21 protein-coding genes and 1 pseudogene are annotated in these 14,898 nt (G+C 66.6%); 12 read left to right on the top strand and 10 right to left on the bottom strand.

Features of this window, described 5'->3' with window-relative positions; translation table 11 throughout:
* Window positions 1–451: 451 nt before the first annotated feature.
* Window positions 452–868, top strand: a complete 417-nt coding sequence (locus ACHMWU_RS00185) for a hypothetical protein (protein ID WP_396041121.1) — start codon at window positions 452–454, stop codon at window positions 866–868.
* A 1,278-nt stretch (window positions 869–2,146) separates the two neighbouring features.
* On the opposite strand, the gene ACHMWU_RS00190 is transcribed toward ACHMWU_RS00185, so the two are convergent.
* Together ACHMWU_RS00190 and ACHMWU_RS00195 are read right to left on the bottom strand one after the other, a co-directional pair.
* Window positions 2,147–2,482, bottom strand: coding sequence for a nuclear transport factor 2 family protein (locus ACHMWU_RS00190; protein ID WP_396041122.1), 336 nt, complete (start codon window positions 2,480–2,482; stop codon window positions 2,147–2,149).
* A 347-nt stretch (window positions 2,483–2,829) separates the two neighbouring features.
* Complete coding sequence (locus tag ACHMWU_RS00195) at window positions 2,830–3,321, bottom strand: Lrp/AsnC family transcriptional regulator (RefSeq protein ID WP_396041123.1); 492 nt, start codon at window positions 3,319–3,321, stop codon at window positions 2,830–2,832.
* A gap of 152 nt (window positions 3,322–3,473) precedes the next feature.
* Between ACHMWU_RS00195 and hppD the strand changes: the two genes are divergently transcribed.
* The 7 genes from hppD (at window position 3,474) to ACHMWU_RS00230 (ending at window position 8,574) form a co-directional block, all read left to right on the top strand.
* Window positions 3,474–4,643: a 4-hydroxyphenylpyruvate dioxygenase gene (gene hppD, locus ACHMWU_RS00200; RefSeq protein ID WP_396041124.1), complete on the top strand. Its 1,170-nt coding sequence runs from the start codon at window positions 3,474–3,476 to the stop codon at window positions 4,641–4,643.
* A 19-nt stretch (window positions 4,644–4,662) separates the two neighbouring features.
* Window positions 4,663–4,848 carry a hypothetical protein gene (locus ACHMWU_RS00205; RefSeq protein ID WP_396041125.1) on the top strand — a complete coding sequence of 62 codons (186 nt, stop codon included), beginning with the start codon at window positions 4,663–4,665 and terminating at the stop codon, window positions 4,846–4,848.
* Window positions 4,802–5,842, top strand: a complete 1,041-nt coding sequence (locus ACHMWU_RS00210; protein ID WP_396041127.1) for a homogentisate 1,2-dioxygenase — start codon at window positions 4,802–4,804, stop codon at window positions 5,840–5,842. Before ACHMWU_RS00205 ends, ACHMWU_RS00210 begins: the two co-directional genes overlap by 47 nt.
* A gap of 229 nt (window positions 5,843–6,071) precedes the next feature.
* The gene (locus ACHMWU_RS00215; protein WP_396041128.1) at window positions 6,072–6,524 is read left to right on the top strand and encodes a hypothetical protein; all 453 of its coding nucleotides are present in this window, start codon (window positions 6,072–6,074) and stop codon (window positions 6,522–6,524) included.
* Entirely contained in the window at window positions 6,521–7,087 is a 567-nt protein-coding gene (locus ACHMWU_RS00220) for a hypothetical protein (RefSeq protein ID WP_396041129.1), read from the top strand. Before ACHMWU_RS00215 ends, ACHMWU_RS00220 begins: the two co-directional genes overlap by 4 nt.
* The gene (locus ACHMWU_RS00225; RefSeq protein WP_396041798.1) at window positions 6,982–7,668 is read left to right on the top strand and encodes a fumarylacetoacetate hydrolase family protein; all 687 of its coding nucleotides are present in this window, start codon (window positions 6,982–6,984) and stop codon (window positions 7,666–7,668) included. Before ACHMWU_RS00220 ends, ACHMWU_RS00225 begins: the two co-directional genes overlap by 106 nt.
* Before the next feature lie 18 nt (window positions 7,669–7,686).
* Window positions 7,687–8,574, top strand: a complete 888-nt coding sequence (locus ACHMWU_RS00230) for a phenylalanine 4-monooxygenase (protein WP_396041131.1) — start codon at window positions 7,687–7,689, stop codon at window positions 8,572–8,574.
* Here the strand turns inward: ACHMWU_RS00230 and ACHMWU_RS00235 are convergent.
* The gene (locus ACHMWU_RS00235) at window positions 8,549–8,779 is read right to left on the bottom strand and encodes a hypothetical protein (protein ID WP_396041132.1); all 231 of its coding nucleotides are present in this window, start codon (window positions 8,777–8,779) and stop codon (window positions 8,549–8,551) included. The genes ACHMWU_RS00230 and ACHMWU_RS00235 overlap by 26 nt on opposite strands.
* Window positions 8,780–8,866: 87 nt before the next feature.
* On the opposite strand from ACHMWU_RS00235, the gene ACHMWU_RS00240 reads away from it, so the two are divergent.
* Window positions 8,867–9,103: a hypothetical protein gene (locus ACHMWU_RS00240; RefSeq protein ID WP_396041133.1), complete on the top strand. Its 237-nt coding sequence runs from the start codon at window positions 8,867–8,869 to the stop codon at window positions 9,101–9,103.
* 27 nt (window positions 9,104–9,130) lie between these two features.
* Window positions 9,131–9,310, top strand: a complete 180-nt coding sequence (locus ACHMWU_RS00245) for a hypothetical protein (RefSeq protein ID WP_396041134.1) — start codon at window positions 9,131–9,133, stop codon at window positions 9,308–9,310.
* 162 nt (window positions 9,311–9,472) lie between these two features.
* Here ACHMWU_RS00245 and ACHMWU_RS00250 read toward each other — a convergent pair whose 3' ends face one another.
* Window positions 9,473–11,041 carry a hypothetical protein gene (locus tag ACHMWU_RS00250; protein ID WP_396041135.1) on the bottom strand — a complete coding sequence of 523 codons (1,569 nt, stop codon included), beginning with the start codon at window positions 11,039–11,041 and terminating at the stop codon, window positions 9,473–9,475.
* 8 nt (window positions 11,042–11,049) lie between these two features.
* On the bottom strand, window positions 11,050–11,535 hold the full coding sequence (locus ACHMWU_RS00255; RefSeq protein ID WP_396041137.1) for a hypothetical protein: 486 nt from the start codon (window positions 11,533–11,535) through the stop codon (window positions 11,050–11,052).
* 60 nt (window positions 11,536–11,595) lie between these two features.
* Between ACHMWU_RS00255 and ACHMWU_RS00260 the strand changes: the two genes are divergently transcribed.
* Window positions 11,596–11,793: a hypothetical protein gene (locus ACHMWU_RS00260; protein WP_396041138.1), complete on the top strand. Its 198-nt coding sequence runs from the start codon at window positions 11,596–11,598 to the stop codon at window positions 11,791–11,793.
* On the top strand, window positions 11,762–12,454 hold the full coding sequence (locus ACHMWU_RS00265) for a hypothetical protein (RefSeq protein WP_396041140.1): 693 nt from the start codon (window positions 11,762–11,764) through the stop codon (window positions 12,452–12,454). Before ACHMWU_RS00260 ends, ACHMWU_RS00265 begins: the two co-directional genes overlap by 32 nt.
* Window positions 12,455–12,466: 12 nt before the next feature.
* Here the strand turns inward: ACHMWU_RS00265 and ACHMWU_RS00270 are convergent, their stop codons facing one another.
* From ACHMWU_RS00270 to ACHMWU_RS00290, 5 genes and pseudogenes are all read right to left on the bottom strand, one after another.
* Window positions 12,467–12,739, bottom strand: a complete 273-nt coding sequence (locus ACHMWU_RS00270; RefSeq protein WP_396041858.1) for a hypothetical protein — start codon at window positions 12,737–12,739, stop codon at window positions 12,467–12,469.
* A 23-nt stretch (window positions 12,740–12,762) separates the two neighbouring features.
* Window positions 12,763–12,876, bottom strand: coding sequence for a peptide chain release factor-like protein (locus ACHMWU_RS00275; RefSeq protein WP_396041799.1), 114 nt, complete (start codon window positions 12,874–12,876; stop codon window positions 12,763–12,765).
* On the bottom strand, window positions 12,873–13,052 hold the full coding sequence (locus ACHMWU_RS00280) for a hypothetical protein (protein WP_396041859.1): 180 nt from the start codon (window positions 13,050–13,052) through the stop codon (window positions 12,873–12,875). Before ACHMWU_RS00280 ends, ACHMWU_RS00275 begins: the two co-directional genes overlap by 4 nt.
* Before the next feature lie 119 nt (window positions 13,053–13,171).
* Window positions 13,172–13,507: pseudogene (locus ACHMWU_RS00285) on the bottom strand (PadR family transcriptional regulator); the annotation flags it as partial.
* 155 nt (window positions 13,508–13,662) lie between these two features.
* Window positions 13,663–14,880: an IS30 family transposase gene (locus ACHMWU_RS00290; protein WP_396041141.1), complete on the bottom strand. Its 1,218-nt coding sequence runs from the start codon at window positions 14,878–14,880 to the stop codon at window positions 13,663–13,665.
* Window positions 14,881–14,898 lie beyond the last annotated feature (18 nt).

Here is a 14,898-nt window from a genome sequence, read left to right on the forward strand (position 1 = left end):
TCTCTTCTGCTACCGCTCTCAAGTTTGGGCACTGGCATCGAACAAGCAGTCATCCTTGGGGCAGCCGTTGCTTTCGAGGCCGGAGTCGTTGATCCTGATGGAGGAGCCAGAGATTCACTTGCACCCCAGGCTTCAGCGAAGCTGAATTCGCTACCTCGCATCGGACACTCCGAACCAGTTCGTTATCGCAACTCACTCGGCCCATCTCCTGGACTATCGGGACGCCTCAGTCCATCACATCAGGCGAAGTCCAAATGGCAGCGTAGTCTCGCTCGCACTAGAGCCTAAGCAACGATCCGTCCTCTGTGACGATCTCGGATATCAGGTGTCTGACCTCATGCAGACGAACGTAGTCATTTGGGTCGAGGGGCCCCCCGAATAGGACTCCACCTTCGCCATTGGCTGTCTCTGACGGATCTCAGGCCTGATCGAGCAAGTAGACTACTCGATCATGTTCTACGGAGGGGCGCTCCTCAGTCACCTTTCGGGCGAGCACCACGCGCTGGACGATCGAAAAGTGCAGGAGTTCATTTCGCTAAGACGTCTAAATCGCCACATGGCGATTTTGATCGACTCGGATCGCAAGAAGGCGCGCGCTCGCATCAACCAGACGAAAGCCCGGTTGATCGACGAGATGAAGAACCACGATGAACTTGCACTGGGTCTCGTGGGCTACACCGTCGAAAACTACATTCCGGTGGGCGTACTAAACGCGGCAATCAAGGTCATCCACCCGAAGGCCACTCCTGCCTGGACGGGTGATCGTTACTCGAATCCGCTGTCGGGGACTGGCAGCCAGCCCCGTAAAGACGAGCATCGCTCGGGAGGTAGTCGTGAACTGGCCAGCCGAGGCCCCCTGGGAGGGTGACCTCTCAAAGCGTCTGCAGGAGTTGGTGGCCTTCATACGGGCTAGCCAATGCCCGCTGACAGGTCTATTTCGTCGGCGGGACTCGTTGTCTCGTCGATAACGCCTTTCCGATCTCGAGGGTCCTGACGAGGCGGTTCATGGAGTGGCAAGTCCATTAGGAGGGCCTACGGGTTGGGCCCTACGCGTTCAGTCGAGTCCGTTCGGCTGCGATCGAAGGCTGTTTGATTGCCGTGTGTCCACTTGCAGGCGTTCCCTCGCGAGTCTTGGGGCCTGCGTCTTTTCCACCGCGAGCACTTCAGTCCCAGCGAGCGTCAGCACCGCGTACTCGTTTCACGCCTCATTTAGCGACTTCGCAGGCGTCTTGCCGTCGTGCTCGTTGTGAAACTGATGCGACGTGTTCCGGAGGAACATCCAGACCGTGTTCACCAAGTCGGTCTATTCGGTGTCGGTGATGGCGGACTGAATTTCGAGTCTTATGTATCGAGTCATGTCACGATAGTGATGCAGCCATCGAAGCGCAGCAATGCCTGGTGTCATCTCACCGCCTGACGTGCATCGACAACGCCTTTGGACTCACAAAGTTCGACACCGACGTGAACTCACCGGCCGCTAGTACTCAGCGAGAAATTGATTTGCTCCGTCGTAGTCTCGCGTAGAACTGCGAACCGTCCTCTCGTGTGCAGAACACATCGTTGTTCCAATTGTCGTCGTAGGACGTGACGTCGGCGCATTTGCCCGCGGGGGGAGTGAGTGACTGCTCTTGTTCGTACTCACGCTGCTGCCGCTCAAAATCTGCAGGGGGGCCGGTGGGCTCTGGTTCCTCGTAGTAACGATCAGACGGCGTGTAGTCATCCTCTAGCGTCCTACTGGACAGGTCGCAGCCGCCGACTAGGAAGGGGGACGCGGCGAGAAGCAGAGCAACGGCGCTGGCGCATGGGTGGCAGCCTATGAGTCATCGGTGATGTTAGGAGTTCGAATCGAGAACTTCGCCTGCTTTCAAAGACGTGGTTTCAAGCCTGGGTCGAGCAAGGCGGATGCTGCGCCCTTGCGTCATTCCTCCGCGATTGACCGCGTGATCTGAGAAGTACTCCAAGACGCTTGAGGACCCGGCAAGGGGCACGCCGTGCCCCAAATTGCTCGCAGGCGCCATCCCTCGGCAAATCAGACCGTGGTGGTCGCGGTGCTCCGCTCGATGCTGCTCGCCTGGATCACGAGCTGGGCACCACAGCTCGCCTCGATCCTGAGCACGTCCGGGCGAGTAGGGCGGACCGGAGCGTGTCAGCGGAAGAGAGCCTCGACCGCGCGCGAGTCGGCGTACTCCTCGAACCGGGCGATCCGACCGTTCTCGACAATCACGACCAGGCAGTTGGGGATGCGTACGGGATCACCGTCGGCGGTGGTGCCCACTGTGGTGGCTTGGAAGACCCAGCCGCCATCGAAGACCTTGATCTGCGGGTTCTCCACCCGCAGGTCGGCGCCGGCCGCGTTGGCCCGGGTACGCGACGGGTCTGTTGGATCTTCGAGACTGTCTCGCTGGTGTTGTGCCAGGTCGCCACGTCCTCGGCGTACACGTCGTCGTCGGCCCGGCGCCCCGCCAGGAAGGCCGGCAGCCACCTCTGCGCCAACGCGTACGCCTCGGCGATTCCGTCAGCCGAGGGGACCTCGATCAGTTCACTCATGGTGACATCCTCTCCCGGGTAACTGCCACACCTCACGCCCCATGGGTTTTCAACGCGAAACTACGGGCGGAGTCAAGCGGTGGTCGCAACTTCTTCGAGGTGAGCCCAACGGCGAGTGCGGTCAACTAGCGCTCTCATCCCCCCCGGCGAGCTGGCGCAGGCTCGCAAGCAGTCACGAGTGTCTGCTCCGCATCGCAAGGTGCCTCTTACCTCCGCAAATGAGGTTCGAAGGTGAGTATGTCTCGGCTGAGGAGCAACCCCAGCGGCCTAGCTTGGATGCTCCTACGCCCTAAAAGCTGGCGACCGGCTCGGCCCGTCGTCGGCGCCCTTGCGCAGCATCGGCAGCACCCGCGGTGGCACGAGCTCCGACAGGACGATGACACTGGTCGATCGGGCCACTGATGCGGACTGGCTGATGTGCAGCAGGGTGTCCTTGAGGTCTTCGAGCGAGGTCGCGGCGATCTTGCAGATGACGTCGGCGTTGCCGCTCGTGATGTAGGCCTCCAGCACGTTGGGCAGCGAGGTCAGCTCAGCCGTCACGTCATCGAGCGAGCCCTGCACGATCTCCAACGTTGCGAAGGTGATGACGGGGTGCCCGGCGGCCACCAGGTCGATGTCGGGTCCGTAGCCCGTGATGACGCCGGCGTCCTCCAGCTTGGTCAACCGTGACTGGACGGTGGCGCGGGCGACCTGCGTGATCCGTGAGAGCTCGAGGTCGCCGACGCGGGGGTTGGCGTGCATGGCTTCGATGAGCGCGACATCGAGCTGGTCCATCTGTCCTCCAACTAGTCAGATTGCCTGGATTCTTCTTCTCATGATGCGCTCAGATGGCAGGTTTGACCACCCCCCGATGGGCCGGTTGCCCACTGGGTCAGGGTGCGGTGTGCTGGGTCACATGACGATCGACCTGACTGACGACGAACGCCTTGCCGAGCTCGACCTCGCCCAGCTCCAGCAGCTGGTCGGACTGGTCGAGTACGACGCTGCCTCCGACCCGTTCCCGGTCACCGGCTGGGACGCCGTGGTGTGGGCCGTCGGCAATGCGACCCCAGGCCGCGCACTTCTACATGTCGGCCTTCGGGATGGACCTCGTCGCCTACTCCGGTCCGTCGACAGGCAACCGCGACCACCACGCCTACGTCCTCAAGAGCGGTGCTGTGCGGTTCGTGCTGAAGGGCGGCGTCGCACCCGACAGCCCCGTGCTCGATCACCACAGGCTCCACGGCGACGGCATCACCGACATCGCGCTGGAGGTGCCGGACGTCGACACGTGCATCGAGCACGCTCGCGCCGAAGGCGCCACGATCCTGAGCGAGCCGCACGACCTCACCGACGAGCACGGGACGGTGCGGGTCGCAGCGATTGCGGCCTATGGCGACACTCGGCACACCCTGGTCGACCGCAGCCGGTACGACGGGCCTTACCTGCCCGGCTACGTCGAGCGGACGTCAACGCTGACTCGACCCGCCGATGCGCCCAAGCGGATCTTCCAGGCACTCGACCACGTCGTCGGCAACGTCGAGATGGGCCACATGGACGAGTGGGTCGACTTCTACAACCGGATCATGGGTTTCACCAACATGGCCGAGTTCGTCGGCGACGACATCGCCACCGAGTACTCCGCCCTGATGAGCAAGGTCGTGGCCAGCGGCAACCACCGGGTCAAGTTTCCGCTCAACGAGCCCGCGATCGGCAAGAAGAAGTCGCAGATCGACGAGTACCTGGAGTTCTACCAAGGTCCCGGCGCCCAGCACCTGGCCCTCGCGACAGGCGACATCCTCGACACCGTCGACCGGCTGCGCGCCGCCGGCATCGAGTTCCTCGCGACCCCCGACTCGTACTACACCGACCCTGCGCTGCGGGAGCGCATCGGCGAGGTGCGCGTCCCGATCGACGAGCTGCAGAAGCGCGGCATCCTCGTCGACCGCGACGAGGACGGCTACCTGCTGCAGATCTTCACCAAGCCGATCGGCGACCGGCCCACGGTGTTCTTCGAGCCCATCCAGCGCCACGGCTCGCTGGGCTTCGGCAAGGGCAACTTCCAGGCGCTGTTCGAGGCCATCGAGCGCGAGCAGGCACTCCGCGGAAACTTCTGACGTGAGGAGGAGCTGACCCATGGCCCACTACCGACGCGCCGGAGACATCCCACCCAAACGGCACACACAGCACCGTTCGCCCGACGGTGCGCTGTACCGCGAAGAGCTGATGGGCGAAGAGGGCTTCTCGTCCGACTCGTCGCTGCTCTACCACCGGGGTGTCCCGTCGGCGATCGTCGACGTGCGGCCATGGGAGTCTGCCTGATCGCTCGACCACCCCCAACGAGCCGCTGCTGGCGCGGCACCTGAAGCTGCACGACCTGTTCGACGGTGGCGCGGGCCATGACCTGGTCACGGGCAGGCGGCTCGTGCTGGGCAATGCGGACGTCCGCATCTCGTACGTCGTCGCAGCCGAGACGTCGCCGCTGTACCGCAACGCGATCGGCGACGAGTGCGTCTTCATCGAGGACGGCACCGGGACGCTGGAGACCGTGTTCGGGCACATCCCGTTCGGTCCCGGCGATTACCTGATCGTGCCGCGGGCGACGACGCACCGGTGGGTCACGGATGGGACAGTCCGGGCCTACGGCATCGAGGCCAGCAGCCACATCTTGCCACCGAAGCGTTACCTGTCGCGGTTCGGCCAGCTGCTGGAGCACGCGCCCTACTGCGAACGCGACCTCCGCGGCCCCAGTGAGCCGGAGATCCGCGACGAGACCGATGTCGAGGTCCACATCCTGCACCGCGGATCCGGCCCGGGCGGGGTCAGCGGCACGGTCCACGTCGTCCCGCAGCATCCCTTCGACGTCATCGGCTGGGACGGCTGCCTGTACCCGTACGCCTTCAATGTCGCCGACTTCGAGCCCATCACCGGGCGGGTGCACCAACCGCCGCCGGTGCACCAGGTGTTCGAGGGCAGCAACTTCGTGATCTGCAACTTCGTGCCCCGCAAGGTCGACTACCACCCGCTCGCGATCCCGGTGCCGTACTTCCACTCCAACGTCGACTCGGACGAGGTCATGTTCTACGTCGCGGGCAACTACGAGGCCCGCAAGGGCTCGGGCATCGGCCCCGGCTCGATCTCGTTGCACCCCGGCGGTCACTCGCACGGCCCGCACCCGTCCGCGATCGAGGCCAGCCTGGGCATCGAGGCGGTCGACGAGCTCGCCGTCATGGTCGACACGTTCCGCCCGCTCGAGCTCGGCGAGGCCGGCACCGCATCCGACGACGGGAAGTACGCGTGGTCATGGAACCAGTGAAGTTCGACGCCTTCTTCGACGACGCGGCCCTGTTCCCGCCGGGCAATGCGCCGATGGCCGAGGCCGTCAACGTGCACCTCAAACGACGCGCGACGCCTGACGGGGCCTATGTCGGTCCGTTCGTGTGCCCTGCCGAGCGGCTCGACGAGCTGGCGGCGGCTCTCGACGGTGACCGGGTCGACGTGGCGGTCGGTGGGGGGTCCCGACGCTGCCGCTGCCGGCGGGCACGGTGCTGGCCGCGGTCGAGCTTCGCGGTCCTGTCAACGCGCTGCCTAAGCTGCCGCCGGGCGTGCGGATCTTCGTCGAGCAGCCGTGGGGCAGTGGCTTCGACATCCCGGCTGGAACCCTGCTCAAGCTGCGTTGCGGCGGTGCCGTGGTGCCCACGATCGGCCAGCTCGGAGCGGCGATCGCGCACTGCGTCGAGCACACGCTGCCGTTCAAGCTCACTGCCGGGCTGCACCACGCCGTCGTCAGCGACACCGGGCACGGCTTCGTCAACGTGCTCGCAGCCGTCGACGCCGCACTGGCGGGGGAGGACCCCGTCCCGGTCCTGGCGCAGCGCGACCCCGAGGGGCTGTTCGTCCGCGACCCGGCGGCCGTGCGCCGGCTGTTCCTGTCGATAGGGACGTGCGACATCGACGAGCCCCTGACCGATCTACGCGCACTGGGATGGCTCGCATGAACGACTTCGGACGCTCCACGCTGCCGTACTGCTCCTTTGTCCGGCCCCTCGAGGGACGGCCACGAGTCGGGGTCGGCATCGAGACCCAGGTGATCGACTTGACGGCCCTCGCCCCCGACCTCGTTCCGCAGCACGCGGCACTGTTCGAGGACGGTTCCCTCGACAGGTTCTTGGCCGCCGGGCCGAGCGCGTGGGCCGAGGTGCGAGCGGCCCTGGTGGCGGCGGTCGACACGTGTCCCACCGAGCCGGTGTCGGCCGTCGAGCTCGTGCTGCCGTTCGCGGTCGCCGACTACGTCGACTTCTACGCCTCCGAGCACCACGCCACCAACCTCGGTCGGATGTTCCGACCTGACGGCGAGGCGTTGATGCCCAACTGGAAGCACCTGCCGGTCGGGTATCACGGTCGGCCGGCACCGTCGTTGCCTCGGGGACGACGGTGCGGCGCCCGTCCGGGCAGATCCGCGGGCCCGACGGGATCGGGTTCGGTCCGAGCGAACGTCTCGACATCGAGGCTGAGATCGGCTTCGTCGTCGGTGCAGGTTCACCGATGGGTCGCTCCGTGACCGTCGACGCATTCGACCAGCACGTGTTCGGCATCTGCGTCGTCAACGACTGGTCGGCGCGCGACATCCAGGCCTGGGAGTACGTCCCGCTCGGGCCCTTCCTCGGAAAGTCGTTCGCGACGTCGATCTCACCGTGGATCGTCCCGCTCGCAGCTCTCCAGGACGCCAGGGTCGAACCGCCGGCCCGTGACGTCGAGCTGCTGACATACCTGCGTGACGAAGCGCCGTGGGGGCTCGACCTCGAGCTCGTCGTGACCCTCAACGGGCACGAGATCTCCCGGCCGCCGTTCGCCTCCATGTACTGGACGGGCGCGCAGATGCTCGCGCACATGACCGTCAACGGGGCCAGCCTGCGTCCCGGCGACCTGTTCGCGTCAGGGACGGTCAGCGGCCCCGATGCCAGCCAGCGCGGGTCGTTGATCGAGCTGTCGTGGAATGGCGAGACGCCCCTGCAGCTCGGCGACGGCACGAGCCGGACGTTCCTGCTCGACGGTGACCGGGTCTCGATCGGCGCATCGGCGCGCACGGCCGACGGGGGACGGATCTGGCTGGGCCAGGTCGACGGGACAGTCAGCGCATGATCGTCACGAGGAGGAACTATGTTCGATGAGGGCCAGTACTTCGCACCCGTCGTCGCCAAGCACGACGGCAGCCTGACGGTGCAGCTCGGTGAAGGCCATCCGGGGCTCGACGACCCGGTCTACCGCGAGCGCCGTGACCTCATCGCGACGACCGCAGACCGCTGGACGCCCGGGGATCCTGCGCCCGAGGTCGCCTACACCGACGAGGAGCACGAGGTGTGGCGAGTCGTGTGCGACGACCTGCGCGGGCAAGCACGAGACCTGATGCCTGCCGGGAGTTCCTCGACGGCAAGGCGGCGCTCGACCTGCCGGTCGACCGGGTGCCGCAGCTCGAGGAGCTTGTCCGACCTGATCGAGCCGATGACCGGATTTCGGTACCGACCTGCGGCGGGGCTCGTGCCGCTGCGCGAGTTCTACGGCGCGCTGGCCGAGCACGGCTTCTGGGCAACGCAGTACGTCCGGCACCACTCGGTGCCGCTGTACACGCCCGAGCCCGATGTCCTGCACGAGGTCGTCGGGCACGGCAACACCCTGGCCGACCGCCGGTTCACCCGGTTGGTACGAGGCCGCCGGTGCTGCGGCCCGTCGGGTCGAGTCGGATGCCGCGCTGGAGTTCGTCAGCAAGGTCTTCTGGTTCACGCTCGAATCGGCGTCGTGCACGAGGCCGACGGGCTCAAGGCCTACGGAGCGGGAATCTTGTCGAGTCCCGGCGAGATCGAGGAATTTCGCGGGATGACGATCCGCCCGCTCGATCTCACCGCGATGGGCACCACGACCTACGACATCACCCACTACCAGGAGGTGCTGTTCGCGGCGAGCTCGTTCGGCCAGGTCGAGGACGTCGTCGGCGGCTTCTGGGACAGCCGCGACGACGACTCGATCAGGCGGCTGGTCGACGCCGCGTGACGAGGTCCCAGCCGAAGGCGAGTCCCGCCGCGATGAGCGCGATGATGCCGACCGTGACGGTGCCGTCGCGCAGCAGGCTGGTGAGCTGCCGGTAGTAGGCGTGCACCGCATCGGTGGAGGCGACGTCGGACGGCACCTGCGCCGCTGCGACTCCTGCACCCAGCTTGACCGCGATCCACAGCACCAGCATGCTCGCGGCCAGCATGAGTGCGGACGGAACAGGGGCCGCGGCACCCGGCCGCGTACAAGGATGCTGGCGGCCAGCACGACGAGGCTCAGGATCGGCAGCACCGTGGCCAGCCGGTCGAGCCAGGTCACCGCCGTGCGGGCCTTCTCGACGTCCTCGGCGTCGGCTACGTCGACGACCAACGTGATCGGGGGCAGCGACGTCACGACCGTCAGCCCGGCCGCTGACAGGCGGTCGACGGCAGCATCGACGACCCCCGACAAGTTGAGCGTCAGGCGCCCGTTCTCGACCGCGACGCTGCCGGAGTCGTCGTCGGTCAGCAGCCGGACCAGGTCACGGTGACCGATGCGGTTGATCTCCAGCCACAGCTTGGCGAAGGCATCGCTGCGGGTCAGCGCCTGGGCCTGGCGTTCGACGACCGGCGCGATGGTGTCACCGAGACCTGCGCGGCGAGCGTCGACCCGAGCGGTGATCTCCCGGGTGACCTTGTCGGCGATCTCGTCCTGGATCACCGGGTCGTCGGCCAGGGGTGCGACGCTGCTGAGGTAGCGGTCGGTGTCGAGGATCTGGTTGCGGCTCCACACCGCGACGACGCTCGTGATGGCCAGGAGGCAACCGATGATGGCCAGTACCAGGGCTGTGACGCGGCGAAAGCTCGATGTCTGCACAGGTCATCCCACCTTGTTCATGGCGTCGATGCTGCCGAACAGGTCACCGCGGTCGAAGTTGTCGACCGCCACGAAGTTGGGCAGCATCGAGCGTTCCTTCTGGCACTTCTCGAGCCGGGTCAGCAGCACATCGCGGGCATTGACGACGGTGGCGTCGGCGACGCGCGTCCGGTAGTTGCTCAGCCAGTGGTTGACCAGGAACAGTGGGGCGGTCTTCTCGCCGCGGAACTCCTCGCACGTGAACTGCTTGGCTGAGCGGAACGAGAACGGGGTGTCCTGGACCCGACGTGTCACCGTCGAGCATCCAGGGGTACTTCTCGCCGCCACCGACGTTCTCCATCAGGACGACGAGCCGCTTGCCCGACGAGATCATCGAACCGAGTGTCGGCCACGGGCTGCCCGTCTTCTGGGTGTGGACGAACGGCATCAGGCCGGCGTTCTCGATGGCCTTCGCAGTGTCGGCAGGGCTCACCTCGTCCTGGATGAAGAAAGGTGACGACCTCGCGGGGGTGGGCGTCCATCCACGCTCGCACCCGCTCCAGCTCTCGGGCTCGAACTCGGTCGAGCCCAGCTCGCACAGGGCGTGGCACAGGTAGGACCGCAGCGGACCGGACGGAGTCAGGTTGAGCGAGTCGCGCAGGCGCAGAGCGGACTCGACGACCGCCGGTCCGTACGTCTCCTGGGCTTCCTCGAGCGCCGCAGCGCGGCCGCTCTCGGCCGTTGCCACGATGCCCGGACGTTGGGTGTTCTGGCCGTACCAGGTGTCGATCAGGAAGACCCTGACCCCGGCGTCGAGCTGGCCGATCATGCCGGTCGGCTGCTCGGCCAGGAACCAGCCGGGCTCGTCGCCGGCCGACATCGAGTTGTGGGTCGCGGCGTACGACACCTGGTCGTACGTGCGGGTCGCACAGCTCGTCGTGCCCGTTGCAGGCCGTGCCGAACTCTTCGGGCGACACGACGGGCATCTGGTTCGCGGCCGGCCAGGCAGCAGCCGTTGCTGCACCGCCGAGCACGAGGATCGCGGCGGCCGCGGCGACAGATCGGGTGGCGGCGGGCGACCACCGCAGCCGACTCGGACGTGCTGCGGTCCGGCGAGCTTTTCGCGGCGCCGCGGACGACGTCTTCGAGGCCGGTGATGACGGCGAGGGCGCCGACGGCCACGATCACCGCGGAGATGACCGTGACGGGGTGCAGCGCCATCAGGACGCCGAAGGCGACGAGGCTGAGGCCGCGGCCGAGGAGCCCGCGGACCGACGTCGGGGAGGTCAGCAGGTGGGCTCGTCCGAGGTTGAGGAGGTCGGACAGGTCCGGGAACCTTCTCGGCACGCTGGGTCAGCCACAGCACGGTTCCGGCGACACCGGCGATGAGCGCCGAACGCCAGAAGCTGCCGCTCAGCACGTCCCAGGTCGCAGCCGAGATCGCACCGGCGAGGGTTCCGCGATCGAGGCGCGAGGCGATGGCTGCGGCGATCACGAGCAGCACCGCCATCGCGACCGCGACCCACAGCAGGCTGCGTCCCACTGCGGCCAGCACGTCGCGCAGGTGGCGTCGTCGGACCAAGGCCGAGGCGATGACGAGCAAGATGCCGAGCAGCGGCAGCAGCCAGGCCAAGGTCGTGGTCAGCGGGCCAGCTCGATGATGTCGGCACTGCCTTGCTGGCTGCCGAACGCCGACAGGTGGATCGCCAGGTCGTCGGGGATCGGTGCGCTCTGCTGCGGTGCGAGGGTCGTGACGGCAGCGGCCACGACCGCGCCGAGGTCGGCCAGCCGGAACACGACCTGGTCGTTGCTGTCGGATACCAGCGCGCGGTGCAGGGGAGTCACGGTCGACCGGATGACCGGGCCCAGCGCACGGCTGGAGACGGTTGCCGAGGCCGCTGACTCGATGAGGGGGCGCAGGCCGACGAGCTCGGGGTTCGCCTCGATGATCTCGTTGCTCAGCAGCGAGCCGACCTCGCGGGCGACGTCGGCGTCGGCGCGGATCGCGTCGACGTGCTCGGCGAACCTGTTGCCGTCGATGACCTCGCGGTTGACGACCCCGGCGGTCAGGCCGAGGAGCAGCAGGAGGGAGCCGAGGGCGAACAGTGCTCGGGACAACCAGGTCATGGCGCCAAGATAGTGCCTGGGTCGGCTCGCTAGTCTCGTGACGTGCGTGCGCCAAGAGAATTGCCGATCTCGTGGCGGCGACTGTGGCTGCAGATCGGCGATCCGGTGCTCGTCACCTCGCCGACCGAGATGCGCCGCGAGCTCGCCGACATCTGGGCGGCTGCCCACGCGGCGAGTCAGCTCGGGCACGGCGTCGACGTCGTCTGCGCGAGAGCTCCAGCTGCGCGTGTGCGAGCTGGCTGTCGCCTCGCTCGCTGACCCGCATTCCTTCGACGACGGGTACTGGCCATCGGCGCTTGAGCGCGCCCGCGCTGTCGTGCCGGGTCCTGTGCCGCAGGTCGAGGTCCCGGACATCGAGCCCCACGACGTGTCTCCGGTCGCAGCTGATGGCCAGATCATGTCGCGGGTCGCTCCGCGTCGCAGCGGTGTCGTCGTCCCGGTCGTTGACGCGATCGCGAAGGTCGAACGTTCCCGACCCGGGTGGCGCCTCAGCGGTCTGCCCGAGCAGGTCGCGCTGCCGGCTGCCTCGACCCATCTTGGGGTCTTCGCGATCGACGAGGGCGACAACGAGGTGCTGGCGATCGTCCCGGTCGGTGCTGTCGCTGCCGTCGTCGACCTGACCGAGGACAACGTCATCACGGGCCTGCACGAGCGGGCTTGGCTGATGGACCGGTTGGCCGTTGCGGCGTTGGTGGACGTGCTGCGCTCGCTCGAGGCGCCGGCCGGTGAGGCCGAGGGGTTCAGCCGGGCGAGGGCTCATGCGGCAGTCCAGGCGGCTGTGGTCTCGCTCGACCAGCAGCAGCTGACGGTGCGGGCCACCGCGGTGTCCGCGGCGGTGACGTATGTCGCGTCACTCGTCGGCGACGATCTACGTCTTGACCGTGACTGGCACCTGACCCGTCTGGTCACGTTGTTGTAGGGCCAGGTGGGGCTAGTCCCAGCTGCCGCGACGCGACTGCTTGAGGCTGCTCCGCGCCTTCTTGGCCTCCTGCTGACGACGCTGGGAGGCCTTGCTGGGGCGGGTCTTCCTGCGGGTTCGCTCAGGGACGATGGCTGCGGCGACGAGCCTTCCGAGGCGCACCCGCGCGGCCTCGCGGTTGCGATGCTGTGACCGGTACTGCGACGACACCACCGTGATCGTCCCGCCGACCAGTCGGTTGCTCAGCCGGATCGCGGCGAGCTCCTTCTGGGCGGGGGAGAGCACGGTGGTGTCGGTGAGCGACCAGATCAGCCGACCCTGGTGTCGGTCGTGTTGACGTGCTGGCCGCCCGCACCCGAAGAGCGAGAGAACCGCCAGGTCATCTCGCTCTCGGGGATCGTCGGTCGTCCGTGATGAGTCATGGGACGACCAGACTAGTCGTCCGACCTGCTGAGCCGTCGGCCAAGATGTGGTAGATCGCCTTGCGTGCGTCCTCGACCACCGCGGTGGCCTTTTCGCGCTGCTCGGGCGTGCCGGCCTGGGCGACCTGCTTCCAGGCGTTGATGAAGCCCTTGAGGCTGTTGGCGTACTCGTGCATCTCGCGACGGGGGTCGCCTTGGGCGGCCGTCCACGGGGTGCCGAGTCGTCACGGTGCTCGTCGATGTAGGCGTTTCCTTCGTCGGTGAGGGTGGCGGTCTTGCGACCATCGACCCGCTCGAACGTCAGGAGTCCTTCGTCCTCGAGCTGTTGGAGCACGGGGTAGATGGATCCGGGGCTGGGCGTCCAGGCGCCTTCGCTGCGTTCAGCGATCTCCTGGATCAGCTGGTAGCCGTGCCGGGGACCCTCGGAGAGGATCAGCAGGGCTGCTGCGCGGACGTCGCCGCCGCGCCCGCCACGACGGCGGCCGCGGGGGCGGCCGGGGCCGCCCATTCCGGGGCCGAAGCCGAGGTCGAACTCGCGACCGAAGTCGCCGCCGAACCCACGGTCCGGATGAGGCCTGCCGCGCCGACGATCGGCCGGGCGACGGTTCTGTGAAAAGTCATTGCTTCGCATGGGGGTGACCCACTTTCTGTTCTAACATCGACATGTTGTCGATGCATTAACGATATATCGATAATGCATCGAATGTCAACACGCAGAAATGCGAGTGGTGCACAATGGCCGGTTTCCACACGGCAAAGTCAATGGGTGGTGGCAACGGGTTGGTTTCACGCGGCCTCTTTGAGGAGCGTGTTCAGCGCTTGGGCTGGGGTCTTGAGGTTCAGCGTCGGGCGGGGACGGCGGTTCAGGGTCGCTGCGACGCGGGCGAGGTCCTCAGCGCTATGGACGGACAGGTCGCTTCCCTTCTCGAACCAGAACCGCAGCAGACGGTTGGTGTTCTCGTTCGTGCCGCGCTGCCAGGGCGAGTGCGGGTCACAGAAGAACAACTTCGTGTCCAACGCGAGCTGGATGTCTTCATAGGCCGCGACTCGGGACCCGCGGTCCCAGGTGATCGACTGCCGCAAGTGTTTGGGCAGGTCACGCATCGCGTCGATCATCGCCGCCGCGACGGTCTGCGAGTCATGGCGATCTGGCAGGTGCAGCAAGATCGTGAACCGGGTTGTGCGCTCGACCAACGTCCCGATCGCGGACTTCGAAGCCGGTCCAACGATCAGGTCACCTTCCCAATGACCCGGAACAGCACGGTCGTCGACCTCAGCGGGCCGGTCGCTGATCGTGAAGGCCTCCTTGTAGGGACTGCTGGCCTTGCGATCACGGGTCTGTGGTCGCCGGTTCGCGCGTTTCAGGCTGAGGTTGCGGTGCAGGTCAGCGCGCAGCTCGCCACGGGTCTGGACGTAGAGGGCCTGATAGATCGTCTCGTGGGACACCCTCCAAGTGTGATCGTCACCGAACGTCTTCGTGAGCATCCCGGCGATCAAGCCCGGCGACCAGCCCTCGTCCATCGCGGCCTCGATGAACCGGCACAACGGCCCGTTCGTAGCGAGCTTGAAGGCCTTGGGCCGGCGCCGCAGCTCGGCTGCCAACCGGTGAGCGACCGACGCGTAATAGACCCCGTCCGGGCTCGACGACCGGTTGACCTCACGCCAGACCACCGACTTGTCCCGGCCGATGAAGATCCCGATCTGCGCGTACGACATCTGCAAACACCGACCGGCCTGAATCAACGACCTATCCATCATCGACAACGATCGACGGCAAGACGATGAGGACTTTCCTGGCAATGACGGTGGGATCGGGGCCACCAGACCGCCGCCATCTTTGCGACCGACAACGAGAGCAAGTTCCATCCGCCCAGACTGGCGCCACCAACGCGTCGCGGATCCAACCGACGCGCCGACACTCTGAGCCGCCGCCAGCAGCGACATCCCGCCACACACCGAATCAACGAAACGCTCACGCGTCCCAGGTTCGAACAACTTCACCATGACAACACTCCAATTCAA

It is taken from the genome of Aeromicrobium sp. UC242_57 (assembly GCF_044452305.1).
GTDB lineage: Bacteria > Actinomycetota > Actinomycetes > Propionibacteriales > Nocardioidaceae > Aeromicrobium.